The organism is Desulfovibrio sp. SGI.133 (assembly GCF_050313955.1).
In the GTDB taxonomy this organism is placed as follows: Bacteria; Desulfobacterota; Desulfovibrionia; order Desulfovibrionales; family Desulfovibrionaceae; genus Desulfovibrio.
Genome location: NZ_JBNPMK010000006.1, coordinates 122845 through 147013, shown reverse-complemented (window position 1 = coordinate 147013; position 24169 = coordinate 122845). Strand labels below are relative to the sequence as shown.

20 protein-coding genes and 2 tRNA genes are annotated in these 24169 nt (G+C 58.9%); 15 read left to right on the top strand and 7 right to left on the bottom strand.

Annotated elements, in window-relative coordinates:
* Positions 1 to 263 precede the first annotated feature (263 nt).
* The 3 genes from ACQRBR_RS09085 to ACQRBR_RS09075 all read left to right on the top strand — a co-directional run bounded on the left by ACQRBR_RS09085 (position 264) and on the right by ACQRBR_RS09075 (position 4786).
* A tRNA-Arg gene (locus ACQRBR_RS09085) sits at positions 264 to 340 on the top strand.
* Between the two features lie 266 nt (positions 341 to 606).
* Positions 607 to 2115 (top strand): site-specific DNA-methyltransferase, encoded by a 1509-nt coding sequence (locus ACQRBR_RS09080; RefSeq protein WP_427812822.1) that lies wholly within the window; start codon positions 607 to 609, stop codon positions 2113 to 2115.
* Positions 2116 to 2125: 10 nt separating this feature from the next.
* Positions 2126 to 4786, top strand: a complete 2661-nt coding sequence (locus ACQRBR_RS09075) for a DEAD/DEAH box helicase (RefSeq protein ID WP_427812821.1) — start codon at positions 2126 to 2128, stop codon at positions 4784 to 4786.
* Between the two features lie 147 nt (positions 4787 to 4933).
* On the opposite strand, the gene ACQRBR_RS09070 is transcribed toward ACQRBR_RS09075, so the two are convergent.
* The 3 genes from ACQRBR_RS09070 to ACQRBR_RS09060 all read right to left on the bottom strand — a co-directional run bounded on the left by ACQRBR_RS09070 (position 4934) and on the right by ACQRBR_RS09060 (position 7087).
* A tRNA-Arg gene (locus ACQRBR_RS09070) sits at positions 4934 to 5010 on the bottom strand.
* Positions 5011 to 5143: 133 nt separating this feature from the next.
* The gene (locus ACQRBR_RS09065) at positions 5144 to 6061 is read right to left on the bottom strand and encodes a DMT family transporter (protein ID WP_427812820.1); all 918 of its coding nucleotides are present in this window, start codon (positions 6059 to 6061) and stop codon (positions 5144 to 5146) included.
* Positions 6062 to 6196: 135 nt separating this feature from the next.
* Entirely contained in the window at positions 6197 to 7087 is an 891-nt protein-coding gene (locus ACQRBR_RS09060) for a LysR family transcriptional regulator (protein ID WP_427812819.1), read from the bottom strand.
* A 159-nt stretch (positions 7088 to 7246) separates the two neighbouring features.
* On the opposite strand from ACQRBR_RS09060, the gene ACQRBR_RS09055 reads away from it, so the two are divergent.
* The 4 genes from ACQRBR_RS09055 (at position 7247) to ACQRBR_RS09040 (ending at position 11282) form a co-directional block, all read left to right on the top strand.
* The gene (locus ACQRBR_RS09055) at positions 7247 to 7837 is read left to right on the top strand and encodes a LysE family transporter (RefSeq protein ID WP_427812818.1); all 591 of its coding nucleotides are present in this window, start codon (positions 7247 to 7249) and stop codon (positions 7835 to 7837) included.
* 199 nt (positions 7838 to 8036) lie between these two features.
* Positions 8037 to 8615 carry a DapH/DapD/GlmU-related protein gene (locus ACQRBR_RS09050; RefSeq protein WP_303879007.1) on the top strand — a complete coding sequence of 193 codons (579 nt, stop codon included), beginning with the start codon at positions 8037 to 8039 and terminating at the stop codon, positions 8613 to 8615.
* A gap of 89 nt (positions 8616 to 8704) precedes the next feature.
* A complete protein-coding gene (locus tag ACQRBR_RS09045; RefSeq protein WP_427812817.1) occupies positions 8705 to 9643 on the top strand; it encodes an alpha/beta hydrolase in 939 nt (312 codons plus the stop codon).
* 361 nt (positions 9644 to 10004) lie between these two features.
* Positions 10005 to 11282 carry a Na+/H+ antiporter NhaC family protein gene (locus tag ACQRBR_RS09040; protein ID WP_427812816.1) on the top strand — a complete coding sequence of 426 codons (1278 nt, stop codon included), beginning with the start codon at positions 10005 to 10007 and terminating at the stop codon, positions 11280 to 11282.
* 392 nt (positions 11283 to 11674) lie between these two features.
* Here ACQRBR_RS09040 and ACQRBR_RS09035 read toward each other — a convergent pair whose 3' ends face one another.
* Positions 11675 to 12436, bottom strand: a complete 762-nt coding sequence (locus ACQRBR_RS09035; protein WP_289616108.1) for a DeoR/GlpR family DNA-binding transcription regulator — start codon at positions 12434 to 12436, stop codon at positions 11675 to 11677.
* A 329-nt stretch (positions 12437 to 12765) separates the two neighbouring features.
* Between ACQRBR_RS09035 and ACQRBR_RS09030 the strand changes: the two genes are divergently transcribed.
* From ACQRBR_RS09030 to ACQRBR_RS09020, 3 genes are all read left to right on the top strand, one after another.
* Positions 12766 to 13770, top strand: coding sequence for a TRAP transporter substrate-binding protein (locus ACQRBR_RS09030; protein WP_006005181.1), 1005 nt, complete (start codon positions 12766 to 12768; stop codon positions 13768 to 13770).
* Between the two features lie 111 nt (positions 13771 to 13881).
* Positions 13882 to 14463, top strand: a complete 582-nt coding sequence (locus ACQRBR_RS09025; protein ID WP_303879035.1) for a TRAP transporter small permease — start codon at positions 13882 to 13884, stop codon at positions 14461 to 14463.
* A gap of 3 nt (positions 14464 to 14466) precedes the next feature.
* On the top strand, positions 14467 to 15753 hold the full coding sequence (locus ACQRBR_RS09020; protein WP_303740406.1) for a TRAP transporter large permease: 1287 nt from the start codon (positions 14467 to 14469) through the stop codon (positions 15751 to 15753).
* 402 nt (positions 15754 to 16155) lie between these two features.
* Here ACQRBR_RS09020 and panF read toward each other — a convergent pair whose 3' ends face one another.
* A complete protein-coding gene (gene panF, locus ACQRBR_RS09015) occupies positions 16156 to 17610 on the bottom strand; it encodes a sodium/pantothenate symporter (RefSeq protein ID WP_427812815.1) in 1455 nt (484 codons plus the stop codon).
* Positions 17607 to 17930, bottom strand: coding sequence for a YhdT family protein (locus ACQRBR_RS09010; RefSeq protein ID WP_427812814.1), 324 nt, complete (start codon positions 17928 to 17930; stop codon positions 17607 to 17609). Before ACQRBR_RS09010 ends, panF begins: the two co-directional genes overlap by 4 nt.
* Before the next feature lie 251 nt (positions 17931 to 18181).
* Here ACQRBR_RS09010 and ACQRBR_RS09005 point away from each other — a divergent pair, with 251 nt between their 5' ends.
* The 5 genes from ACQRBR_RS09005 to ACQRBR_RS08985 all read left to right on the top strand — a co-directional run bounded on the left by ACQRBR_RS09005 (position 18182) and on the right by ACQRBR_RS08985 (position 23573).
* The gene (locus tag ACQRBR_RS09005; protein ID WP_427812813.1) at positions 18182 to 19183 is read left to right on the top strand and encodes a glucokinase; all 1002 of its coding nucleotides are present in this window, start codon (positions 18182 to 18184) and stop codon (positions 19181 to 19183) included.
* A gap of 433 nt (positions 19184 to 19616) precedes the next feature.
* A complete protein-coding gene (locus tag ACQRBR_RS09000) occupies positions 19617 to 20261 on the top strand; it encodes a TetR family transcriptional regulator (RefSeq protein WP_427812812.1) in 645 nt (214 codons plus the stop codon).
* Between the two features lie 11 nt (positions 20262 to 20272).
* Positions 20273 to 21283 carry an HlyD family secretion protein gene (locus tag ACQRBR_RS08995; RefSeq protein WP_427812811.1) on the top strand — a complete coding sequence of 337 codons (1011 nt, stop codon included), beginning with the start codon at positions 20273 to 20275 and terminating at the stop codon, positions 21281 to 21283.
* Positions 21283 to 22419: an ABC transporter permease gene (locus ACQRBR_RS08990; protein ID WP_427812810.1), complete on the top strand. Its 1137-nt coding sequence runs from the start codon at positions 21283 to 21285 to the stop codon at positions 22417 to 22419. The genes ACQRBR_RS08995 and ACQRBR_RS08990 overlap by 1 nt, the downstream gene beginning before the upstream one ends.
* Positions 22416 to 23573, top strand: a complete 1158-nt coding sequence (locus tag ACQRBR_RS08985) for an ABC transporter permease (RefSeq protein ID WP_427812809.1) — start codon at positions 22416 to 22418, stop codon at positions 23571 to 23573. The genes ACQRBR_RS08990 and ACQRBR_RS08985 overlap by 4 nt, the downstream gene beginning before the upstream one ends.
* Here ACQRBR_RS08985 and ACQRBR_RS08980 read toward each other — a convergent pair.
* A complete protein-coding gene (locus ACQRBR_RS08980) occupies positions 23524 to 24099 on the bottom strand; it encodes a TetR/AcrR family transcriptional regulator (RefSeq protein ID WP_168935277.1) in 576 nt (191 codons plus the stop codon). The two genes, ACQRBR_RS08985 and ACQRBR_RS08980, sit on opposite strands and share 50 nt — an antisense overlap.
* Between the last annotated feature and the right edge of the window lie 70 nt (positions 24100 to 24169).

Genomic DNA, 24169 nt, shown 5'->3' with positions numbered 1-24169 from the left:
CGCTGGATAGTTCATGTTCCAGGGGCTCACGAGCATTTCCACAGGCTGATTCTGTTCCCGGCTTTTGCGGTAACATCCGGCAGCTAGTCTGCGTCGTCAGACGGTGTTCCGATGGCGGAAGAAAGTGTGGGAAAGGGGCCTGGTCTGCCATGTTGTCCCATCGAAAGCGGGACGGCCGATAAGAGCGGCTGCATAAAAATTGATTTTTTTACGCAAAAATGTTTGACAGGGCAGGGCGATTGCTATACATAGCTTTTCACGACGCGCTCGTAGCTCAGCTGGATAGAGCAACAGGCTACGAACCTGTAGGCCAGGAGTTCGAATCTCTTCGGGCGCACCACAACAAAAACAAGCGGTTAGCTGTAACAGGCTGACCGCTTTTTTGTTTTCCTTGCCATTGGCAGCGCCGGGCTGGGACCAGCCCGGCCGTCCGTTCCGGGAGGCTGCCGCGGCTGCTTCTGTCTTTTGCCAGTGCCTGGATCGCCCTGTGGACTCGGCAGGATGAAGAAGGCGAAGACACGAAGTTTCAGCCTTTGTTTTTGACCATCGGCAAGGACTGGGCTATTTTGCAGGAACGTTTTCACCTCTACCTGTCGAGATACCTCCATGCCCATTCTGCAATGGCTTACCCGCGAAAAAGACCTCCGTGCCGCCGGACGCGCGCCCTATCGGCTTTTGGAAGAAGTTGAGCGATACGGCGACGGCTCCCCTCAGAATATGCTCATTCAGGGCGACAATCTGGAAACCCTCAAGGCCTTGCTTCCGTACTATGCGGGCAAGGTGAAATGCATCTATATAGACCCGCCATATAATACCAGAAGCGCCTTTGAACATTACGACGACAACTTGGAGCATACGCAGTGGCTGTCCATGATGTATCCGCGTCTTGAGCTTCTGCGGGAATTCTTGAGTGAAGACGGAAGTATTTGGATTAGTATTGATGATACTGAAAGAGATTATCTGAAAGTTATATGTGATGAAATATTTGGAAGAAGTGTTTTTCTAACTTCTATTTCATGGCAAAAACGCTATTCAAGAGAAAATCGTGAATCAATAGGTGACTCGCATGAATACCTTCTAGTTTATGTCTCAGACAAAGAAAAATTTAAAATTTCCAGGAATCTATTACCTCTTACTGATAAGCAGAAAAAAATATATAAGAACCCAGACAAAGATTCCCGTGGTCCTTGGCAATCTGTATCTTTGCTTGCTCAAGGTTACCGCCCAAATCAAATGTATGAAATTGTCAGTCCTAACGGAAAAATACATACCCCTCCGCCTGGTAACTGTTGGAAGGTTGTCGAGAGTGAGTATCGTAAGGCTTACGAAGACAACAGGATTACTTTTGGCAACGATGGAAACGGTGTTCCAAGAAGAAAGCAATTTCTAAGTGAAACAAAAGGACTTGTTCCTTGGACCTGGTGGCCACATGAAGAAGTTGGCCATACTGATGAGGCTAAAAAAGAAATCAATGCACTTTTTGGTGCTGAAGATGCCTTTGATACCCCCAAGCCTGAACGCCTTATTCAGCGAATTCTTCATATTGCCACAAATCCCGGCGATCTGGTTCTGGATTCTTTCCTCGGTTCCGGTACTACGGCGGCCGTGGCCCATAAAATGGGCCGCCGCTACATCGGCATAGAAATGGGAGAACACGCGGTAACACACTGCGTTCCCCGTCTTCAAAAAGTTGTTGACGGTGAACAGGGCGGCATATCGCAGGCCGTGAACTGGCAGGGCGGAGGAGGTTTCCGCTTCTATAAACTTGGGGAAAGCATCTTCGACGAAGACGGAGCCATCCGCGAACAGATAACCTTTGCCCAGCTTGCGGCACATGTATGGTTCTGTGAAACAGGGGAACCGCTTTCCGGCAGGGCTGATTCCCCGCTGCTGGGTGTTCACGAAGGCACGGCCTACTATCTGCTTTACAACGGCATTCTGGGCGACAAAAAGCCCCAGGGCGGCAACGTGCTTACCCGCCGGGTTCTTGAAAGCCTTCCCCCATGGGACGGCCCGAAGGTGCTGTACGGCGAAAGGAACATGCTCAGCCCGCAGCGCATGAAGGAGCTGGACATGGTTTTCAAGCAGACTCCCTATGACATCAAGGGCCGTTAGGAGCGCCGTCATGTTTGAGCTGAAGGAATATCAGAAGGAAACGCTGGGCATACTCAGGGAGTATCTGGAACAGGCGTTCCTGCAGGGACCAAAGGCAGCGTTCGGAAAAGTGACGGCGAAACATCCTTCCGATGTGAGGCCGTCGGCCTATCATGCGCGCTGGGGTATGGACAATGTGCCCTATGTCTGCCTGCGCCTTCCCACAGGCGGGGGAAAAACGCTGCTTGCCGCGTACAGCGTGGGAGTCGCTGCGGAAACCTGTCTTCACAGGGAGCATCCTTTTGTTCTCTGGCTTGTGCCCACCAACACCATACGGAAACAGACAGTACAGGCGTTGCGGAACCCTTCGCATCCCTGCCGGGAAGCATTGAATGCCACATTCGGCTTGCAGGGGGTCTCCGTTTTTGATGTGGAAGATATCAACAATATTCGCCCTGCCGACATATTCGGAACAACCTGTATCGTCGTTTCTACCATGCAGACCTTGCGGGTAGAGGAAAAAAACAAGGACGCCCGCAAGATATACGGGCATAATGAAAATTTTGAGCAGCATTTCCAGCACCTTCCCAATACGGATTCAGACCTTGATCGGGGGGAGGACGGGCGTGTTCTGTATTCCTTTGTGAATATGGTGCATCAGCTGCGTCCTCTGGTGCTGGTGGATGAGGCGCATAAAATGATCTCCCAGCTGTCCGGCAAGGTCATGAAGCGCATCAATCCGGCCTGCGTCATCGAGTTCACGGCAACGCCTGTGGATAGCAACGTGCTGTTCCGGGTATTTCCGTCCCGCTTAAAGGCGGAGGACATGGTCAAGCTACCTTTCAACGTGGCGGAGCATCCTTCATGGGAAGAAGCCGTGCTGTGGGCGGTGGAGACAAGGAAAACTCTGGCCGAACTCGCCGCCCAGGATGAGGAGTACATCCGGCCGCTGGTATTGTTCCAGGCTGAGAAAAAAAACCAGAATTGCACGGTGGACAGACTGAAGCAGTTTCTTCTGGATCATGATATCCCGGCGGCGGAAATTGCCGTGGCCACAGGGGAACAGAGGGAACTGGATGCGCTGGATATTTTCAGCCGCGACTGCCCGGTGAAATATGTGATTACCGTGGAAGCCCTGAAAGAAGGCTGGGATTGCTCCTTTGCCTATGTGTTCTGTTCCGTGGCCAATATTCGTTCCGGCATAGACGTGGAGCAGCTTCTGGGGCGCGTGATGCGCATGCCGTATGCGAAGGCGAGAAAGAACTCCCGCCTGAACATGGCCTATGCGCATGTAACGGCCTGCACTTTCAGCGAGGCTGCTACTGCCATGTATGACAGAATGCTGAACATGGGCTTCGGCGAGGATGAAGCCGCGATGCAGATCCAGCAGCTTGAACTGCCCGAAGTGAATTTCGAAGGTGGTTTTGCACATTCACCCATGGGACAGTGGGCGAACAGCAGAAAAAGTGTTCCTGCGCTGGTTATCCCTCTGAAAAAAGTTCCGGACTTTTCTCAAATAGCGGAAGCCGCGGACGGCATTGAAGTGCGACAAGCGGATTCGGGCTTTGAAGTCGTCAGCAAAGGCATGCTGTCGCGAGAGGCTGAAAGCGTCATTTTGTCCTGCGTGGCGGAAAAGCAGCGGGATGAAATACGGCGGACTGTAGCACTGCATCGCAGTGCGGTAGCAGCGCGAATGCCGAAGTCTCCGGCAAGCCAGGGCATGACTTTTGCTGTGCCGCTGCTTCTGGTGGAGCTGGATGGAGAACTGGAAATCCCGGAGCCGGAACTGCTGGCGGGGGTGTGGTCTCCTCTGGAGCTGATTAGGGAAGGGGCATGTCCTCTGGAAGAGGGAGAGTTTCAGTTCGACGCTAGGGAGCATGTGTTCCAGTTTGATGTGGAAGGTGAAAAACTTGTCTGGCGCCCTGTGAATGTACAGCAGCAGGGTTGGCTGTATGAACCGGAAGAACTGAGCGTGGGCCTGCTGGCGCGGACACTGGATAGAAGCTGCAGGTTTGATGATATCAATCAGCCCGTCATGCTTGAGTTTTGCCGCCGCTGTGTGCAGGGGCTGATGGACAGGGATGGGGTAGAGCTTTCCACTCTGTATTTGGGAAAGGATATACTGGCGCAGTGTATCAGGAAAAAGATAGCTTATCTTCGTGAGGAAGCAAAGAAACGCGGTTTTCAGCAGCTTCTGTTGTCAGCATCAGCAAATATTGAAGTTTCCTTCAATGCAGACTTTTCTTTTCCTCGAGACGGCTATGCTGAGAGTGTCCCTCCTTACGCTGGGGCATACCAGTTCGGAAAGCATTACTATGATAGGCCACGTGATTTGAAGGCCTACGGCGAGGAATTTCATTGTGCCCAGGCCATTGATCTTCATCCTGATGTGAAGATGTGGGTAAGGAATGTGGACAGACAGGTGGGTTCCTTCTGGCTGCCGACTTCCAGTGACAAATTTTATCCTGACTTTGTTGCCATGCTGACCGATGGACGTATTCTATTGGTAGAATATAAGGGCAAGCACCTGCTGAGCAATGACGATACCAAAGAAAAGCGGAATATCGGAGAGCTGTGGGCAGAGAAAAGCAACGGTCGCGGACTGTTCCTGCTGGTTTCGGAAAGTGTGCCGGAACTGGGATTTGAAAGACAAATGTCCACGTTGCTGAAAAAAGTTGAAAATGTCAGGTAGGCAGAGGTCAAGGCCGCTTTCGGAAAGCCGGAGGCGGCCTTTTTTTGTCAATGGAACGGGCTCGTTCCTGTCTGTTTTTCAGCTTGGATAATGGCATGATGCACAAAAAAGCACTTATGAGGCTTCCCCCATAAGTGCTTAAAATTTTGGTGCGCCCGGCAGGAATCGAACCTGCGGCCTACTGCTTAGGAGGCAATCGCTCTATCCGACTGAGCTACGAGCGCGCGTCGTATCTTGTAAAGCAGTCTGACACGGGCTGTCAAGTTGAAGCTGGAAGGGGGAAATGTCCTGCATTTCCAGGGTGGAAGGCTGCCTTTTCTTTACCACGTGAGATCCCGCCAGCATGGCGCGGTCAGCTCAGGATCGTTTGTGCGGCAGGTGCAGCATGGGACCAAGTGCGATGCCCATGGCCCCCAACACGACGACGACAGCTCCCAGCAGGCTGAGCAGGCCCAGGTGCTCCAGGGGAAAGACCTGAGGTAGGGCCATCGCCCCCAGGGCTTCCAGTCCCAGCGTGAACAGCGGGGTGGTGGTGACCACAGCGCTGACCTTGGCGGCATGCCAGTTTTTCATGGCTGTGGAAAAAGCGCCATAAGCGACAATGGTATTGATGCAGGCAAAGATCAGGCAGCCCATCTGCAACGAATCCAGCTCAAGGAAGGCCGAAGGGGTGGAGAGCGGCGTCAGGGCCAGGGCACCGGCAAGATAGATGAAACGCATGATGCGCCCGGGCGAGATCGTGCGCAGCAGGACTTTTTGGGCGATGCCGTAACTGGCCCAGACCACAGCGGCCATGATCCCCAGCGCCATGCCGATAAGCATGTCACCGTTGGCCAGCTCCAGCAGCCGGGTATTGAAGAACAGCAGAAGACCGGCAAGCAGGACGATGACGCTGCCCCCCTGGATGGGGAGGAAGGGCTCGCGCAGGACGAACACACTGCCCAGCAGGAGGAGGACAGGGCCCGCCTGTGCCAGGATCTGGCAGGCAGAGGCGCTGAGATAAGCCACCGACGAGTTGAAGAACACGAAGTTGCAGCTCAGGCCCGCAGCGGCCAGGACCAGCAGAATCTTTTCCCGGCGGCCCAGCGGCGTACTGTTGCCGGGATGACGGCAGGAAAGGCCCCAGGTCCAGACAGCAGCCACCCAGAAGCGCAGGCAGACGATGGAAAGCGCGTCCACCGTGGAAAGCAGGTGTTTGAGGGCCAGCGGCAGGGCCCCCCAGAATAAGGCCGTGAGCAGGGCAAGCATCAATCCGGTAGCATTGGAACCCGGCATGTTCATCCTCCGTTGAGCGTTACGGAGGGCACCCTACAGCTTTGTTATAGGCTTGTCATGCGGAAATGGGGGAGGGGGGCTGGATGAGCTGGGAACGGACGAAATCGCTCCGGCAGGCGTACGCTGCCGCAGCCGTTACGCTTGGAACAGAGCGGCGTTGTGCAGCAAGTCCCTGAAAAGGCGCATGGCAGGCGTGCTTTCCCTGTTTTTATGCCAGACGCAGATGGCCTGGACCTGGCGGTTAGACATGCGTGCCGGCAACTCTACCAGGCTCCCGGCGGCCAGTTCCTGCTCTACGGCAAACGTGGGCAGGAAGGAGACTCCCAGGTTGGCAGCCACGGTCTTTTTAATGGATTCGATGCTCCAAAGCTCTATAGTGTTGCGGAACAGGATGTCCCTGGCGCGAAGGTGGGCTTCCATTCGCTCCCGATAGATGCTGCGGGGCTCATTGATAATGAAGCTGGTCTCCTTCCTCTGGTGGGGCGTATCGAAGTCCCGGAGCCCGGGAGCGAGCAGGGGGGAGGCGACGATGATCCCCTTTGCCTGGCCGAGCGGCAGTACTTCGAGCGTGTGCGGATGGCCTCCCACATCATAATAGACTCCCAGATCATACTGGCCGGAGAGGATGCCTTCCCTGATGTCGTGACAATTGAGGCTGTGCAGCTGGAGCTTCACAGCCGGAGCCCGCTCCACGAAATCGCCGAGCAGGGCATGGAGCTTGTAGGAGAGCAGGGATTCCGCCACAGCCACACGCAGCTCCCCGTGCAGGGACGCAGGATCGTTGCATGCCGTGATGGCCTGCATGGAATGCAGGATAGCTTCCATATGCGGCAGGATGTTCTTTCCGGCAGGAGTAAAGACCATGCGCCGCCCAAGGCGTTCGAAAAGCCGTATGGAAAGTTCGTTTTCGAGCTGGCGCACCTGAAAGGTCACAGTGGACTGGGAGCAGTTGAGCCGCTGCGCGGCCTTCTGGAAGCTGCCTTCTTCCAGGATGGCCTTGATGACGACGATGCTGCGCGTGTCCATACTTCTCTCCATGATATATCGAAATAATAGAATCCCTACTGCAACTATATTTGCTTTTTTGAAATATGTCATCAGCGTACCCTGCAGGGATCTCACGTAGCTCGGTACAGGATCAGGCCGCAGCTGTGACGGTCATCCCAAAACGATATGGAGGGGCGCATGCCTGCATCGGTATTTTCGGCTTTTTTCGTCTTCACCTTCATCACGGCCATCACGCCCGGCCCCAACAATATTCTGGCCCTGACGACGGGCAGTCGGGCGGGGCTCAGGGGCAGCATCCCTGTACTCGCCGGGATCTGTGGCGGCTTTCTTTGTGTCATGGCCATTTGCGGCGTGCTTTCCATCTCCTTTTCCGTGCTGTCCGCCTCCTTCCTGCAGGTCATGCGCTATGTCGGAAGCGCTTATCTGCTCTGGCTGGCATGGAAGACTGCCATGCCGAAGGCAGGGGGCAACAGCGGCGGGCGTGCCGGTGCAGGCTTCATGACCGGATTCGTGCTCCAGTTCGTCAACGTCAAAATCATGGTCTACGGTATGACGGCCTATTCCGCCTTCATCCTGCCGTACCATGATTCCATAGTGGCGCTCCTTGCCGGGATGTGCTTCCTGACCATGATGGGCAGTCTGGGCACCGTCGTGTGGGCCGTAGCGGGAGCCAGTCTGCAGAGCGTGTTCCAGCGGCATGCCTGCGTGGTGAATGGATTGCTGGGGGCGATGCTGGTCGGCTGTGCTTGGTCCTTGTTAGATCAGTGATGCCGCCGGGGGCCGCAAAAGCCGGGTAGGGGCCCGCAGTCTGCAGTCTTTATTATGCTTAAAATGTATGGATAGCTATTTGATATAGGTATTTTACCTGATAACGACCTTTCTGCTATCTCCTCAGGGAACGCAGGCGGTCGTCATCAGGCCTTGTGGCAGCGGTCAGCCTGATCTTCATCATGAAGGAGAATGAGCCATGATGTCTCTGGACACATTGCTGGAACACCTGGATGCGGGGCAGCCGCTGGTCACAGGCACGGAAGCCTTTGACTGCATGCACGCCTATTCGTACGAGGCCATGCGCCTGACTGCAGAGCTGAACAATGCCTTCCACACGCCTGAAGAGATCCGTGAGATCATGGGGCGGATCACGGGGCGTCCGATTGATGAGACGTTCCGTCTGTTCCCGCCGTTCTATACCGATTTCGGCAAAAATATTCGCATCGGGCGCCGTGTCTTCATCAATGCCTGCTGCTGCTTCCAGGATCAGGGAGGGATCAGTATCGGTGACGGGACGCTCCTCGGGCACCGGGTGACCTTGGCCACCATCAACCATGGTTTGCCGCCGGACCAGCGCCATGTCCACAATATCGCGCCCATCGTCATCGGCAAGGATGTCTGGATCGGTTCCGGCGCCATCCTCCTGCCGGGGGTGCATGTGGGCGATGGTGCCGTGGTGGCGGCAGGCTCTGTTGTCCGTGAGGACGTCCCGCCGCGCACCATCGTGGCTGGTGTCCCGGCCAGGATCATCAAAACTGTGGAGCAGGGCGCCTAGGCCTGCCGTACCGTTGCGCGCGGGACGTCACCATGCGGACCGTCCCGCCGGATCATGACACCGGCTCAAGCCGGACAGGGGAAAAGAATATGCAGTACGCGACGCATTACGAAGAAGGAAAAAAAGTTTCGTTCAAAAAGTTCGATCTTAAGCTGGCGGGCCTGCTGTTCCTGCCCGATGGTTTTGATGCGGACGCCAAATATCCGGCGGTGGTGGTCACCCATCCCGGCGGCGGCGTGAAGGAACAGTGTTCCTCGCTTTACGCCTGGCATCTGGCCCGGGCCGGCTATGTGGCCCTGGCATTCGATGCCTCCCATCAAGGCGAGAGCGAAGGCCTGCCCCGGTGTCTGGAAGATCCTTTCTCGCGCGTGGAGGACATCCGCTCGGCTGTGGATTACCTTGTCTCCCTGCCGTACGTCGATGAAGAGCGTATCGGGGCCATGGGCGTCTGCGCCGGGGGCGGCTATACCATGAGCGCCATCCAGACCGATGTGCGCATCAAGGCGGCGGCCGGGATCAGCACCTGGGACGTGGGCGACAGCGCCAGAAACGGTTTTCCCGGTGTTGAGATCGAGAATTTCATGCAGAAGCTGCTGCAGGAAGTGGCCCGTGCCAGAACGGCGGTAGCCCGGGGAGAAGAAGCCCCCTGCTGGAAGTATGTTCCGGACGGCCCGGACGAGATCGACGAGCATACGTCCGTGATCCAGCGGGAAGCCTACGAATATTACAGGACACCGCGCTGCAGTTATCCGACGTCCGTCAATCGCTACCTTGTTTCCAGCAATGACAAGCTGGCGGCCTTCGATGCCTTTGCCTATCTGGATACGGTGTCGCCCCGTCCTCTGCTGTTCATCGTGGGCAGCCGGGCGGATACGCTCTATTTCACGGAAGATGCCTACCGGCGGGCCAAAGAGCCCAAGAAGATCCATGTGGTGGAAGGGGCCAGCCATGTGGACCTGTACGACAAGCCGGAATACGTCACCCAGGTGGTGGAAGCCCTGAAAGAGTTCTTCGGCAAGGCGCTGTAGACAAATCGTTTTCTCTTGCTGTGGAGGAGTGATCCCGCGGGGCTGACTCCTTCGGCAGCTGGAAGACAGCAGCAGGCCGTGTTCTGCCCACTTCCTGCGTACCGTCTGATGACCTGAGTACAGGGCAGCGGAGAGGACGCACCCAGGTTTCTAGACTGCGAGGGAGAGCTCGCAGAGGGAAAAAAGAAAAGCAGCCCGGCCTCTTTCACGAGGGGCCGGGCTTTTCGTCATTCGGGAGAGCCGGTAGGCGGCTTCTGTCGGAAATCGCCCAGGTAGTGCAGATAGGCGGCAGTCTGCCGGCGAGGCAGGGGGGCCCGGCGGAAAAGCGTTTGACAGGCCCGGGCGAGAGTGGAATGGAATCATGTCCATGAACGCCGTCGTCATATCGCTGTTTCTTGGGGGGCTGGCCCTGTGCATCATTACGGGCGCATCCCTGCTGTGGGCCTTGGCCTTCGGCCTGCTGTGTTTTTCCGGGCATGCTTTCCGGCGGGGCTTTCGGTCCCGGGAGATCGTCGGCCTGTGCGGCCGGGGCGTGCGGACCATCGGCAACATCCTGAAGATCTTCGTCCTCATCGGCTTGCTGACGGCGGTCTGGCGTTCGGCCGGGACCATCCCTTATATCATCCATCATTGCCTGCCGTGGGTGGATCCTGCCCATTTCCATTTGTGGGTCTTTCTGCTGTGCAGTCTGTTGAGCCTGTTGCTGGGGACATCGTTCGGTACGGCCAGTACGCTGGGCGTCGTTTTCATGCTGCTGGCGCGCACGGCCGGGCTCGATCCGCTCCTGACGGCCGGGGCGGTCATGAGCGGCATCTATGTGGGGGACCGCAGCTCGCCCATGTCGTCCAGTGCGGCGCTGGTCTGCGCCCTGACAGGGACGTCCATCTATGACAATGTACGGCTCATGTGGCGTACGTCCCTGCTGCCCTTCTTTCTGGTCTGCCTGGCCTACGTCCTGCTGCCGTCGGCGCGGGCCGAGAGCCTGCCGCATGTGGACGGTCTGTTTGCCGAGGGGCTGGTGTTGGATGGCCGGGCCCTGTTGCCGGCTGTCTTCATGCTGGTCCCCTTGCTGTTGCGCTGGGATGTCAAAAAGATCATGGCATGCAGCATCCTTGCCGGATGCGTGGTCTCTTTGGCCGTCCAGCAGATGTCACCGGCTGCCCTGTTGCGCTGTCTGGTGTTCGGCTATGAACCTCCGGCGGGCATGGAGATGCTGGCCGGGGGCGGCCTGCTCTCCATGGCACAGGTGGCGGGCATCGTTCTGCTGACCTCGGCCTATGCTGGCCTGTTGGAAGCCACCGGTCTGCTGGATGGGCTTTCTTCGCTTTGCAGGCGGCTGTCCTTACGGCTGGGGGCCTTTCGGACCACGGTGCTGGCAGGCCTGCCCGTGGCTGCCGTAAGCTGCAACCAGACGCTCGGCATCATGCTGACGAAGCAGCTGTGCGCGCCTCTTTGGCAGAACGGGAAGGAGATGGTCCTGCCGCTGGAAAACGGCATCGTCCTGCTGGCGGCCATCATCCCCTGGAGCATCGCCGGGAGCGTTCCCTGCGCCATCATGGGCGTGGGACCGGAGTGCCTGCCCTATGCTTTTTATCTGTATATGGTGCCGTTGACGGACATGCTGCTGCGGCGCCGCTAAGACGGTATGTCTGGCGGCTATCGGGGCAGAGGAGAGCAGAAGGTCGCGTCCTTTCCCGCGTGTTTTTTCTGTCCTGTCGTATGCAGTCCCGGCATCTGGTGGAGAATTTTCCCCGGCAATATCCTGTATGTAAAAACCCCGACCTTCCTTCATCTAGGAAGCGTCGGGGCTTTTTCGTTACCATTTTGGGAGTACCTGAATCGTATCTCCCGCTGGTGCCAGGCCATTTGGCCGGTAGTGTGTCCTTGCCGGGGCACAGGAGGAAATGCTTTGCCGGGAAGCTGTTTTCTTGCCGCCAGCGGACAAAAGCGGTTTCCAGATAGTTCGGGCAGGGCGTAGCTTGGGGCGGTGCAGAGAAGATCTGGCGTTTTGCCGCCCATACCCGAGTACGGCTAGACCAGATACAGTTCCGTCCCGGCTTCCTGGAGCATGTGTTGCCAGTGCTCCTCCAGGGGGGCGTTGGAAAACACGGCTTCGATATCGCAGACATTGGCCACCCGGACCATGGCGGAGCGGCCGAATTTGGAATTGTCCGTGGCCAGGAAGACGCGGCGCGAGCATTCGATGATGGTCCGGGCCACGGAGACTTCCCTGTAGTCGAAGTCCAGCATGTTGCCTTCCTGGTCGATGCCGGAAATGCCGATGATGCCGTAATCCACCCGAAATTCCCGGATGAAGTTCTCCGCGCTGGGGCCGATGATGCCGTGGTCATGATGCCGCACCGTGCCGCCGGCCACTACCACGTCGAAGTTGGGATTGCGGGCCATGATGGCGGCCACGTTGAGGTTGTTGGTCAGCACTCGCAGATTGTTGTGGCTCAGCAGAGCATAGGCGACTTCTTCGGTGGTCGTGCCCAGATTGATGCAGATGGAGGCACCGTCGGGGATATGTTTGGCCAGCATTTGGGCGATGGCCTTTTTTTCAGGCAGGAAGAGCTTTTTGCGCTGCTCGTAAAGGATGTTCTCCGTGCTCAGCGGCATGCCGACACCGCCGTGGAACCGCTGCACCTTGCCTTGTCCGGCCAGGGTGTTGATATCCTTGCGGATGGTTTGCGGGGTCACGGAAAAACACTTGGTGAGCTCGTCGATGGTCGCATAGCCGCGCGCGTTGAGCATGTGCAGCAGGGCCTGATGGCGTTCCGTTGTCTTGGTCATGGAGTGTCCTGATGAGGATGAGGATGCCGCAATATACTGGAATGACAGGGGCCGCGCAAGCTGCTCCCGGATATCGGGATGAAAAGGTTTCGTTTTCGAACTTCTATTATCAAAAAACGAAAATTGATTGACGCGGAGCCTGTCTAAGGCTTATGACAAAAACAAGTATATACGCCTGTTTTCCCGGCATCCTGTCGGGATCGGCCCCCGGATAGCGTATCCGGTCCGGCCGGATGGTTTGCTTTGTGAAACAGGTGGCCTGACGGGCAAAAGGCCGTCAGGGTGCGGAAAAGGGGCTCCCTATCTCAATCCCAAATCAGCAGAGGTGGATGATGAAACGTATCGTTGCACTGCTTTTGGCCTGCGCCTTTGTCATGGGTGCGCTGGCTGCGCCTGCCATGGCTGCCAAGACCATCGTCATCAAGATCGCCGGCATGAAGCCCGAAGGTGAACCGGAAACCATCGGCATGCACAAGTTCGGCCAGTATCTGAAGGAACTGTCTGGCGGCAAATACGAAGTGCAGGTCTTCCCCAACAGTACCCTGGGCAAGGAAGACGCCTACATCGCCAGCACCCGTAAGGGCATCATCCAGATGTGTGCCACGGGTACCCAGACTTCGGCCCTGCATCCTGCCATGGCCATGTTGGAAACCCCCATGCTGTACGACAGCTATGACCACGCCCGCCGCGCCATGGAAGGCGAGACCTTCAAGCTGATCAATGAAGGCTTCACCGAAAAGTCCGGCCTGCGTACCCTGAACGCCTTCCCTCTGGGCTTCCGTCACTTCTACACCAAGAAGCCCCTGAACAGCGTCAATGATGTGAAGGGCCTGCGCATGCGCGTGCCCAACATCCCCCTGTACACCAACTTTGCCAAGGAATGCGGCATCAGCGGCCAGCCCATGCCCTTCGCTGAAGTGCCCAGCGCTCTTGACCAGGGCGTCATCGACGGCGGCGACAGCCCCCTGTCCGACATCGTGGCTCTGAAGATGTACGAGATCACCCCTCAGATCACCCTGACCGGTCACATCCTGGTGATCCACTCCCTGTACATCAACGAAAAGTTCTACCAGAAGCTGCCGGAACAGGACAAGGCCTGGTTCAACGAAGCCGCCAAGCGCGCTGCTGACGACATCTGGCAGATGGTGGAAGAAGGCGACGCCAAGGCCATCGAGACCATCAAGGCCGCCAAGGGTTCTGTGAATACTCCTTCCAAGGAATTCCACGACTACATGGTGGAAGCGGGCAAGCGCAGCTGGAAGCTGTTCTATGACACCGTTCCCAATGCCAAGGAAATCCTGGAAAGCGCCGCCAGCTACCGCGACGCGAAGTAACATCTGGATACCGGGGGATGCCGCATGGGGCGGCGTCCCCCTTTTTCGACCCTGAACCACGCATGCAGACACCGCAGCAGCGGTTTTTCTTCCGATACGCAGGGGGATACGATGAGCAGCGAAACCAAAACGACGCCCGCGACGGCTCCCGGGCAGCCGGCTGCCGAAACCAGGCACGGTTTGTCTGGCGAACTGCTTTTTGAAATTTTCTGTGCGGTCATCTTTCTGGGGATGATCGGTCTGGTCTTCTATAATGCCTTTTTGCGCTATGTATTTGGCGGAAGTTATCCCCCCAGCGAGGAATGGGCGCGCTTTCTCTTCATCTACATCACCTTTTTCGGTGCCATTGAGGCGTTCTACTGGAAAAAGCACATCGCGGTGGACATGTTTGTGGACATGTTCTCGGGCATGTCCCGCAAATGCATAGAGATCCTGGCCATTTTGCTGACCATGGGCGCTCTGGGGCTGCTGCTTGACGGCGGCATCACCTATGTGCTGCAGACCATCGACACCAACTCGGTGGCCACCAACGTCAACATGGCCTTCATCAACAGCACGCTGCCCATCATGGCCTTCACGGCCATCCTTATCTGCCTGCGGGATCTGATCGCCCTTGTGCGCCGTCCCGCCAGCAGCTTCGTCAAGGCGACGGAAGAGGAAAAGATCGAGCAGGAAATCAGCAAGGAGTTGTAGGGTATGGAGCTTTTTCTTTTCCTTGGCAGCCTCTTTGCGTTCCTGTTCGTAGGCATCCCCATCTCCATGGTGCTGGTGCTGTGCTCCATCGTGCTCATGTGGCATTCCGGCATGTGGGACAGCATGATCATCCCGTCCACCATGCTGGACGGGGCCAACAACTATCCCCTCATGGCCATCCCCTTCTTCGTCTTTGCCGGCGAGATCATGGCCGAGGGCGGCCTGTCCAAACGAGTGGTGCAGCTGGCCCAGCTCATGATCGGTCGCGTGCGCGGCGGTCTTGGTTATGCCGCCATCATTTCCAGCGTGATTTTTGCCGGTCTGATGGGTAGCTCCGTGGGTGAAGCCGCGGCCCTGGGCGGCCTGCTGCTGCCCATGATGGCTGAAGTGGGCTACAAGCCCGGCCGTGCGGGCGGCGTCATCGCCTCGGGCGCCATCCTTGGCCCCATCATCCCGCCCAGCACCAACTTCATCCTGCTGGGTGCGACCATCAGCGGCCTGTCCATCACCAAGCTGTTCATGATCGGCCTGTTCCCGGGCATCTTCATCGGCCTGGCCCTGATGGTGGTCTGGTTCTTCATCGTGCGCATCGATGGTTACAACGAGACCATCACCTTCACGCGTGAAGAAAAGTGGAAGATCATCCGTGACGCCACCCCGGCCTTCATGATGCCCGTGCTGCTGCTGGGCGGCATCCGCTTTGGCGTGTTCACGCCCACGGAAGGCGGCGCCTTTGCGGCCATCTACGCCATCATCGTCTGTATGGGGTACTACCGGGAACTGAGCTTCCGCGGTCTGCTGCGCGTCAGCGCCCGTGCGGCACGGACCACCGCTGTGGTCATGCTCATCGTGGCCACGGCCACGGCCGTGGGCTGGTTCATCACCATCGCCCAGATCCCCAACCAGGTGACCGATCTGTTCCGGCCGCTCATCGACAGCCCCGTGCTCCTGCTGCTGGCCATCAACATCTTCCTGTTCCTGGTGGGCATGGTCATGGACCTGACCCCCAACATCCTGATCTTTGCTCCGGTGTTCTATCCCCTGATCACCCAGGCCGGTATCGACCCGTACTTCTTCGGCCTGCTGTTCATCCTGAACCTGGGCATCGGCGTCATCACCCCGCCCGTGGGCACGGTGCTCTACGTGGTCTGCGGTGTGGGCAACATCAAGATCACCAAGCTGGTGCAGGGCATGCTGCCGTTCCTGGTGACGGAGATCATCATGCTCTTCCTGCTCCTCTTCTTCCCCTCGCTCTCCCTTACGCCGCTCAACTGGCTTATGGGCGGCTAGGTGCGATCCGCGTCCTTGTCATGCAGGGCCCCTTCGGGGGCCCTTTTTTTATGCCCTGTGATCAGAAAAGGGCGGCTGCGGCCATGCCGGAGATGGGGAATCTGTATCCGGGATAGACCCGCTGGGGACTTTCCTGCGGGGAGGGATGAGCTCCGGGCAGGAGAAGGGCAGGCACAGGCAGAGCGGCGTCGCGCCTTCGTCGTCGATCAGGCGCTGCCCGCGGTCTTGCAGGCATGATGGGGCTGGAAGATGGGACGCTGCCTCTTGCTGATCCTGCCGTCAGGAGGGCCTTCCCTCAGTATCCTGTTGCGGATGGTGGTGGCAAAGATGGACGTACACCATAAAAAAAGCATCCCCACAGGAGATGCTTTTGTGTTTTCAGGTCCGTTATCAGCGGATGGTTCAGGCAGAGCGCGATGTCCCCAGCCTGTTCCCCAGCAGGAAAGCCAGCAGGGCCGCAAGAGTAGAGGGTACGATGGCATGGATGCCGTACATGGAGGGCTTGAGGATGCTCAGGGCAAAGAAGCAGATCACCCCCACCAGGATGGAGCTCAGAGCACCGGCCGCATTGGCCTTGCGCCAGTATAGGCCCAACAGCAGGGGCCAAAGGAAGGTGGCTTCCAGACCACCAAAGGCAAACAGGTTGATCCAGACCAGCAGGTCCGGCGGCTCCAGGGCCGCCATAAAGACAACGGCGCCGATGGCGGCCGTGCAGCCCAGGCTGAAGCGCTTGATGCGCTGCAATGGCATGCGGCTGCTGTCGCCTTTCAGGACGTACTGCACATAAAGATCTTTGATGATGGCCGCCGAGGCCAGGAGCAGCATGGAGTCCACAGTGGACATGATGGCCGCCAGGGGGCCGGCGATGAAGACCCCGGCCCAGAACGGCGGCAGCAGCTCCAGTATCAGGCTGGGCATGGCCATGTCGCCTACGGCCAGGCCGGGGATGACGGCCCGGCCCAGTGCTCCGGCCAGATGGACGCTCAACAGGAGAAAACCGATAATGACCGTGCCCATGATCATGGCGCTGTGCATGGCCCGTGAGTCCTTGTAGCCCATGCAGCGCTGGCTCGTCTGGGGCAGTCCCAGTACGCCCAGGCCCACCAGTACCCAGAAAGAGAGGATCATGGGCTGGGGCACGGCATCCTTGGGGCCTGTGGGCGTGATGAGGCCGGGATCGATGGCCTTGAGGCGCAGCATACAGGCCTCCATGCCGCCTCCGGCCTGGACCACCGCCAGCAGTACCACGACGGAAGCCACAGTCATGACGATGCCCTGCATGGCATCGGTAAGGACAACGGCACGGAACCCGCCCAGCGCGGTATAGGCGATGACCGTGATGCCGAAGAGCGCCAGCCCGACTTCATAAGGGTAGCCGGTGATGGCCTGGAACAGGCGGGCACCGCCGATGAACTGGGCCGTCATGGCAGCCACAAAAAAGACCAGCAGGGCCAGAGAGCAAAGGATGGCCACGGCGTCACTGCCATACCGGACGCGCAGGTAGTCGGTGATGGTCACGGCATTCATGGCCCGGGCTTCCATGGCGAAGCGTTTGCCCAGGACCCCGATGGTCAGGAAGACGGTGGGCATCTGGATCATGGCCAGCAGGACCCAACTCAGGCCCACGGTATAGGCCACCCCAGGCCCGCCGATGAAACTGCTGGCACTGGTGTAGCTGGCCACCACGGTCATGGCCAGCACAAAGCCGCCCATGGAACGGCTGCCCAGAAAGTATTCCTCAAGGAAGCCCGAAGCGTTCTCATGTTTGCGGGAAAGTTTTCCGGCCCATAGAGCCACCACAAAGGACAGCGCCAGATACAGGACGATGGGAAGCAGCGTGGAGGAGGCAGCGGTCATGGACGTTCCTCCTGACCGGGGTGATGTTCGCGGGAGGAAGATGCTTCCGGCGCCTGGGATGCATCATCATCAAGGGGCATGTCCTTGAAGAAAAAGCGCACCAGTCCCCAGACGAGCAGACAGGCCACAGGGTAGCCCAGCACGCAGCTGTAGAAGAACCAGTCCGGCATGCCCAGCGTATAATTGTAGTTGTCCGGGGAATCGCTCCCCAGTCCGTAGGCTGTCAGATACCACCAGAGGAAATACAGGGCATAGGCAGCCAGGGCGAACAGGGCTTCCCGGTTCGCCTGAAGGAAACGCTTGTCGTTTTTGCGGGCCATGGATACTCCGGGGCTGAAAGGGACGGGACGGCCACTGCTCCCACCAGTATGACAGAGTGTGCGTCCGTAGTCGAGCAGGCAACCATGAAGGAAAAGTATCCCGACGGGATAGAGGAATAAAACAGACGGCATTTGCTGTACCGTCTCAGGGCCAATACAGGGCCTGCTCCTGCTGTATGTGTCTGCCGCTTTGACCTGAAGGGCCGTCATGCGTAGGCTGGCGGGAACACCTTGTACGGAGAACAAAGACCATGAGCATGCTTGCCGCCATTGATCTGGGTGGGACCCACTGCCGTTTTGCCCGTTTTACTGCTACGCCCCGAGGGCTGGCTCTGGACGCTGTGGAAACATGCCCGACAGCCGACCTGCAGGACAGTGGGGCGATCCTGGAACAGTGGGAAAATTGCCTGCATACCCCGTTGGCACAGGTCGCCGCGCTGGTCATGGGGGTTGCCGGACCTGTCCAGGATGGTCTGCGCGCCCGTTTGAGCAATGCACCTTTGCAGATAGATCTGAAGGCCGTCATGCCGCACTTCGGCCTGCGTCGTGCCCGCGTAGTCAATGATTTCGTCTGTGAGGCCTGTGCCTGCCTGACCCGGGTGGGGGAGCGGTCCCGGCATCTGCTGGGACCGGCCGACCTCCCTTGTCCGGCGCATCGTTCTCCCAGGGAAGCGCTTGCACCTGTGGCCGTGCTGGGGGCCGGTACAGGACTAGGCTCCGGCTGGCTGGTCCCGCAGACGGGCAGCGGGCAGCTGCGCTGGCTGCCCCTGCCGTCAGAGGCCGGACATCAGGCCTTTGCCTTTCTGGGACGGGAAGAAGAGGATTTTGCAGCTTTTGCTCGTGAACGGCTGGGGCGGCCGTTCTTGCGTCCTGATGATGTGGTTACGGGGCGGGGGCTGGTCGTGCTACATCAGTTCCTGACAGGCCGGGAGCTGTCCCCTGCCGCTGCGGCGGCCGAAGGACTGGTGAGGGACCAGCCGACCCTGTGCTGGTATGCCCGTTTTCTGGGACGAACTTGTGCGCACTGGGGGCTGGCCACGTTGTGCTACAGCGGCCTGTTCCTCACCGGCGGTATGCTGTTGCGCAACCCCGCTGTCACGGAGCATCCGTCTTTTAGGGAAGGTTTTTATATGGCGTCGGAACTGGGTGTCTTGGAGCGCATCCCCGTCCGGCGTTATGCGGAAGCCTACAGCGGTCTTTGGGGTGCGGCCTGGCTGGGAGCAGGTCTGGCCGGCGTGTCGACAGAGGGCTAGCCTGATTTCCAGAAAAAATGGCGACATTGGCGTCTTCCGCAGAGGAAGGCCGGAGCAAAAAAAGATGACGCAGGTCCGAGGACCTGCGTTTTTCATTTTGGACGGGGCCGTCAGGAAGGAAGTCCCTTGTAACAAGAGAATCCGGCAGGCATGCCTGCCGGATAGAGGAGGGATTAGGAGGTTGCGGGGAGGCCTCCGGCCTGGTGTAGAACGGAAGGGGGGAGAGGAGCCTTTCCTGCCATCTCACCAGATGGATATTTTTTATTTAACGATCGTTCGAATGTCAATAGGAGTAGAGACTCTGATTTGTAGCCAGTATTCTCTTAATAGCTTTGCGGTAACTGAGGAAACAGACAAGAAAGCTTCCAGTTTTTTAATCAATTGATTGACTAAAATTATAGGGGGAGCTACGGTCCTGCTCAGGAGGAAGAGTATGGACGATACGTTGGAGGACAAAAGGCGCAGCAAGGGGGAGGTTACCCGGATGGCCTTGCTGGAAGCGGCCCTGGTCCTGTTTGGGGAACGCGGCTTCGAGGGGACGAGCACCCGTGATATCGCCGGGCTGGCCGGTTGCAATCAGGGGCTCATCTCTTTTCATTTTGGCGGCAAGGAAGGTCTGTACGATGCGGCCCGTACTGTCATTTTCGAGAATCTGGGCAGCATCGTGCGTCCCATGACACGGCGTCTGGAAGATGCCCTGGCTGCCGGGACGGATGCCGCGGCGCTGTGCGGCACATTGCAGGCAGAGATCACGGCGATCCTGACCACGTTCATACGCAAGCAGCACCACCAATCCTGGTTCCTGCTGCTGCGGCGTTCGCTGCATGTAGGCGACGAAAAAACGCGTGAGCTGCATTCGGCCCTCTTTCTGCCCCTGCTGGACGTCATCGGCCGCATCCTGGCAAAGGCCGGTCCTGCGGGAGAAGACAGCGCTCTGAAGGCCTTCCTGCTGGTGGATATGGCGTTCAGCATCTTGCGGGACTATCCCATGTTCTCTGCTATCTCTCCTGCGCGTGATGCGGAGGCGGATGCCCGGGAACTGGCCGGGATGCTCTTCCGGGGGATACTGGCCCGCTGAAGGAGGAAAAGATGATGCGTCGTTTCTTGTTGCCGGCAGTACTGGGGCTGGTGGCTGCGGGGATCGCGGTCATGGCTTTGTCCGGCCTGCTGGATGTCGACCGGGAAAACGCCTTCATCCAGGGAGAGATGGACGGGACGCGGATAGATGTCGCGGCCAAATTCTCGGCCCGGGTGGCCGCGACACCGGGGCGGGACGGAGCGCCCGTGCGGCAGGGCGATCTGCTGTTGCGCCTGGACGGGACAGAGATGGAGGCCCGTGTACTGCAGACCCGTCAGGAGCTGGAACGGGCGCGGGCCCAGCTGGAAAAAGCGCTCAACGGGACGCGCGAAGAAGAGATACGCCGCCTGCATCAGCAGCATCAGGAAGCTGTGGCGGCATTGGCCCTAGCGGAAAAGACCCACGCCCGCTGCCGTGTCCTGCATGCGCAGCAGGCCGTCTCCACCCAGCGCTATGATGAAGCGGTCAATGCCCTGACCCAGGCCCGGGCCCGCGAGCGCGCCATGAAGGCCGCGCTGGAAGAAGCCGTCACCGGTTCGCGGCAGGAGGACATTGCGGCGGCCAGGGCTGCCACCCAGGCGCTGGAAGCGCGCCTGCAGGAGGTGGAGAGCATGGCGCGGGACGTGGAGCTGCGCTCGCCCGTGGATGGGGAGATCAGCAAGGTCCTTGTGGACGTGGGGGAACTGGTGGCGCCGGGCTATCCTTTGGTGACGCTTATCGAACTGGATGATCTGTGGATGGTGATCCAGGTCCGCGAGGACCAGCTGCAGGATGTCCGCATGGGCAGGCTGCTGGTGGGGCAGATTCCTGCGCTGTCTGGGAAAAAAGTGGTCTTCCGGGTTGATTACATGGCGCCGCTGGGCAATTACGCCACCTGGCGCGCCACCAACAATTCGGATTCGTTCGACCTGAAGACCTTTGAAGTCCGGGGCCGCCCCGTGAAGCCCGTCCCCGGTCTGCGGCCGGGCATGAGCGTTATTTTTGCCTGGCCTTTCGATCCCGTCATGGAGGATGGACACTGATGGGCTCATTCTGGGCCGCCGCCCTGGCGCAAGTCCGCTCCTGGCCACGGGACAGGCTCTTCATCTGGCTGCTGCTCATAGCGCCCCTGTCCGGCATGGTCATTCTTGACGGGCTGTTTGCGGATGGCTTGCTCCGCCGCTTGCCCGTAGCCGTCTGCGACCTTGATGACAGCAGCACGTCCCGTGAGGTGATTCGCCGGGTGGATGCTCTACCCAGTGCGCGTGTTGCGGCGCTGCTCGCCTCACCGGACGAGGGCAGGGACGCCATCCGCCGTGGTGAGGTCTTTGCCGTGGTGGTGATACCGCGCCATTTTGAGCGGGATCTGCTCCGCCGGCGTCCGGTGCAGGCCATCGCCTATATCGACGGGCAGCATATGCCGGTGGGCAGCGTCCTGCGCCGGGATCTGGTGGACCTTGGCACTGCCGGCTGGAAGCTGGTCTTTACTGATACGCTGCGTCGATCCGGGGTCCCCCCGGTGCAGGCGGATTGGCAGACAGCGGGGATAGGGCTTGATCTGCGTTCACTGGGCAATCCCGCGGCCAATTACAAGATTTTTCTTGTCCACTCCTTCCTGCCCATCCTGCTGCAATTGACCTCCCTGCTGTACAGCGTCTGCGTCCTGCACCGACTGCGTCCGGAACGGCCCTCCATGGCGCGGATCTGGGGCAGTGTCTGTCCGGTGGCCCTCCTCGTGGGGATGCTGGGCTGCCTCCAGACAGGCCTGCTGGCTGCGCGCGGCTACTTTCCCCTACAGGCCTCCATCCTAGCGGTCTGCGTGATCTATCTGCTGTTTTCGCTGGCCTGCGCGGCATTGGCGGTCTTTATCGCGGGCCTGTGCGACGAGATACTTCTGGCACTGATGATGGTCTCGGGGCTGGCATCCCCGGCCTTTGCCTTTGCCGGGATCACTTTCCCGCAGCTGGCCATGCCGCCTTTTGCCCGTTTCTGGTCGGGGCTGCTGCCGTCCACCCAGCTGCTGCGGCTGGAAGGCAGCGTGATCCAGATGGGCGATGCCCTGGGGCAGCACTGGTCCATCCTGGGGGCCTTATGCCTGCTGGCCTGCGTGTACGGCGGACTGGGGAGCCTGTTCCATAGCCTGCGTTCGCGCCGTCAGGAAGAGGAAATCGCCCGATGAAGAAAATACTGGAGAGCTTTTGTGCGGAATGTGCCGTATTGGCGGCCTCTCGTGGTGCCCGTTCCATCTTCATCGTGGGCATCCTGTTCTATTCGCTGCTGTATCCCAGCCCGTATTTTTATGAGGTCCCGCAGGATCTGCCGTTTTTTGCCGTGGATCAGGATGGCAGCACCAGCAGCCGCCAGCTGCTGCGCAGTCTGGATGCCACGGAAGGGATACGCCTGCATCGCTATGCCGATCTGGGGCAGGCCTTTGCCGATCTGCGGTCGGGCGATATGGTGGGGGGCATCGTAGTCCCGAGGGACTTTGAGCGGGGACTGTTGCGCGGGCAGGAGACCGTGGTGCCGTTCTACAGTGAGGCGGCTCATCTATTGTCCTACGGCATGCTGGTACAGGGAGGGCGGCTGGCCACGGAAAGCCTGGGCGCAGGAGCCCGCGTGGAGCGCCTGCGCAAACAGGGCGTACCGGAAAGCGCGGCCCTGGCCCTGCAGGTGCGGGGACGCATCGATGCCCGGCTGCTGTACAATCCCGCGGGCAATTATGCCAGCAATACGGTCCCGCCCGTGTTCGTGCTGATCTTGCAGCAGATCATGATCATCGGCTGCGCCATGCTGGCCGTGACCCGGAAAGAGCGCTTTCCCGGGGCCTCCGGCGGCATGGCCGCTGCAGCAGGCAGAGTGCTGCTGGCACTGTGCCTTGGCCTGATTTTTGCGTTCTATTATCTGTTTGTGCTGCAGCAGGTGGACGACCTGCTGCCTGTCCGGGATTTTGCCGTGCTGCTGTTCTTCCTGCTGCCCTTTTTCAGCGTATGCCATTTCCTGGGCAGCATGCTGGGGGAATATTTCAGCAAGGAGCATACGGTCCTGCTGCTCATGCTCCCTACGTCCATCCCCTTCCTCTTCCTGAGCGGCACCATCTGGCCGCTGCAGGCCATGCCCCTGCCTCTTGCCTGTCTGGCCCAGTTCGTGCCTGCCACTCCCGCCATCTCCGGCTATATGCTGATGGCCTTCCGCGGGGCGACGCTGGGCGATGTCCTGCCATTCTGGGGCCAGCTGATCCTGCTCAATGCCGTTGTCCTGGCGGCCTGGAAGGCACAGCGTCTGCTCAGGGCTGGAGTTCCCGGCGGATTTGGGCGCATATCCGTTCCGCGATGACGGCGGCCGTCAGGGGATGGCCGGCATAATGCCGGAGGCTGTGCGATACCCGGCTAAGCTGCAGGTAGCCGATGAGGGAACTTTCGATGGATTCCATGATCCGTTCCGTATCCCGGATCCCGTACTGGGCAAGTATCTTGATGAAGTTCTCGTGGAGGGTGGCAAAAACACTGTCAGCGAGGAAGTGGAGACGCTCTTCCAGGCCTTCGTTGAGCTCGCGGAGCAGAAGGCGGGTGAAGATGGGATTGCCGCAGCAGTAGGTGACGACGTTCCTGATGAGGCATTCCATTTTTTCGATGCCGGTGGTCCCCTGCGGGGCCTTGAACGCGCTTTGCACGCCGGTGAACACCATGACCAGGGTCTGCCGGTACAGGGTCTCCTTGTCAGGAAAGTAGTAATAGAGCGAAGCCGGTGTCAGTTCCATCTCGGCGGCGATATCGCGTACCGAGACGGCATTGTAGCCTTTGGCCGCAAAGAGCCTGGCAGCGGCCTGCATGATGGCGATTTTTCTGGAAGGGCGGGGCATGGCTATCCTTGGGGCTGGGCAGGAAAAGGCGACCGCTGCCGTATTGCGGCAAAGGGTGCGGGCTCCGGCA

Coding starts and splice junctions, on each gene's coding strand:
- ACQRBR_RS09005 (WP_427812813.1), top strand. CDS start 18,182: ATGAGCATGCTTGCCGCCATTGATCTGGGTGGGACCCACTGCCGTTTT.
- ACQRBR_RS09075 (WP_427812821.1), top strand. CDS start 2,126: ATGTTTGAGCTGAAGGAATATCAGAAGGAAACGCTGGGCATACTCAGG.
- ACQRBR_RS09050 (WP_303879007.1), top strand. CDS start 8,037: ATGATGTCTCTGGACACATTGCTGGAACACCTGGATGCGGGGCAGCCG.
- ACQRBR_RS09000 (WP_427812812.1), top strand. CDS start 19,617: ATGGACGATACGTTGGAGGACAAAAGGCGCAGCAAGGGGGAGGTTACC.
- ACQRBR_RS09025 (WP_303879035.1), top strand. CDS start 13,882: ATGAGCAGCGAAACCAAAACGACGCCCGCGACGGCTCCCGGGCAGCCG.
- ACQRBR_RS09055 (WP_427812818.1), top strand. CDS start 7,247: ATGCCTGCATCGGTATTTTCGGCTTTTTTCGTCTTCACCTTCATCACG.
- ACQRBR_RS09065 (WP_427812820.1), bottom strand. CDS start 6,061: ATGCCGGGTTCCAATGCTACCGGATTGATGCTTGCCCTGCTCACGGCC.
- ACQRBR_RS09080 (WP_427812822.1), top strand. CDS start 607: ATGCCCATTCTGCAATGGCTTACCCGCGAAAAAGACCTCCGTGCCGCC.
- ACQRBR_RS08995 (WP_427812811.1), top strand. CDS start 20,273: ATGATGCGTCGTTTCTTGTTGCCGGCAGTACTGGGGCTGGTGGCTGCG.
- ACQRBR_RS09035 (WP_289616108.1), bottom strand. CDS start 12,436: ATGACCAAGACAACGGAACGCCATCAGGCCCTGCTGCACATGCTCAAC.
- ACQRBR_RS08980 (WP_168935277.1), bottom strand. CDS start 24,099: ATGCCCCGCCCTTCCAGAAAAATCGCCATCATGCAGGCCGCTGCCAGG.
- ACQRBR_RS09010 (WP_427812814.1), bottom strand. CDS start 17,930: ATGGCCCGCAAAAACGACAAGCGTTTCCTTCAGGCGAACCGGGAAGCC.
- panF (WP_427812815.1), bottom strand. CDS start 17,610: ATGACCGCTGCCTCCTCCACGCTGCTTCCCATCGTCCTGTATCTGGCG.
- ACQRBR_RS09040 (WP_427812816.1), top strand. CDS start 10,005: ATGTCCATGAACGCCGTCGTCATATCGCTGTTTCTTGGGGGGCTGGCC.
- ACQRBR_RS08985 (WP_427812809.1), top strand. CDS start 22,416: ATGAAGAAAATACTGGAGAGCTTTTGTGCGGAATGTGCCGTATTGGCG.
- ACQRBR_RS09020 (WP_303740406.1), top strand. CDS start 14,467: ATGGAGCTTTTTCTTTTCCTTGGCAGCCTCTTTGCGTTCCTGTTCGTA.
- ACQRBR_RS09045 (WP_427812817.1), top strand. CDS start 8,705: ATGCAGTACGCGACGCATTACGAAGAAGGAAAAAAAGTTTCGTTCAAA.
- ACQRBR_RS08990 (WP_427812810.1), top strand. CDS start 21,283: ATGGGCTCATTCTGGGCCGCCGCCCTGGCGCAAGTCCGCTCCTGGCCA.
- ACQRBR_RS09030 (WP_006005181.1), top strand. CDS start 12,766: ATGATGAAACGTATCGTTGCACTGCTTTTGGCCTGCGCCTTTGTCATG.
- ACQRBR_RS09060 (WP_427812819.1), bottom strand. CDS start 7,087: ATGGACACGCGCAGCATCGTCGTCATCAAGGCCATCCTGGAAGAAGGC.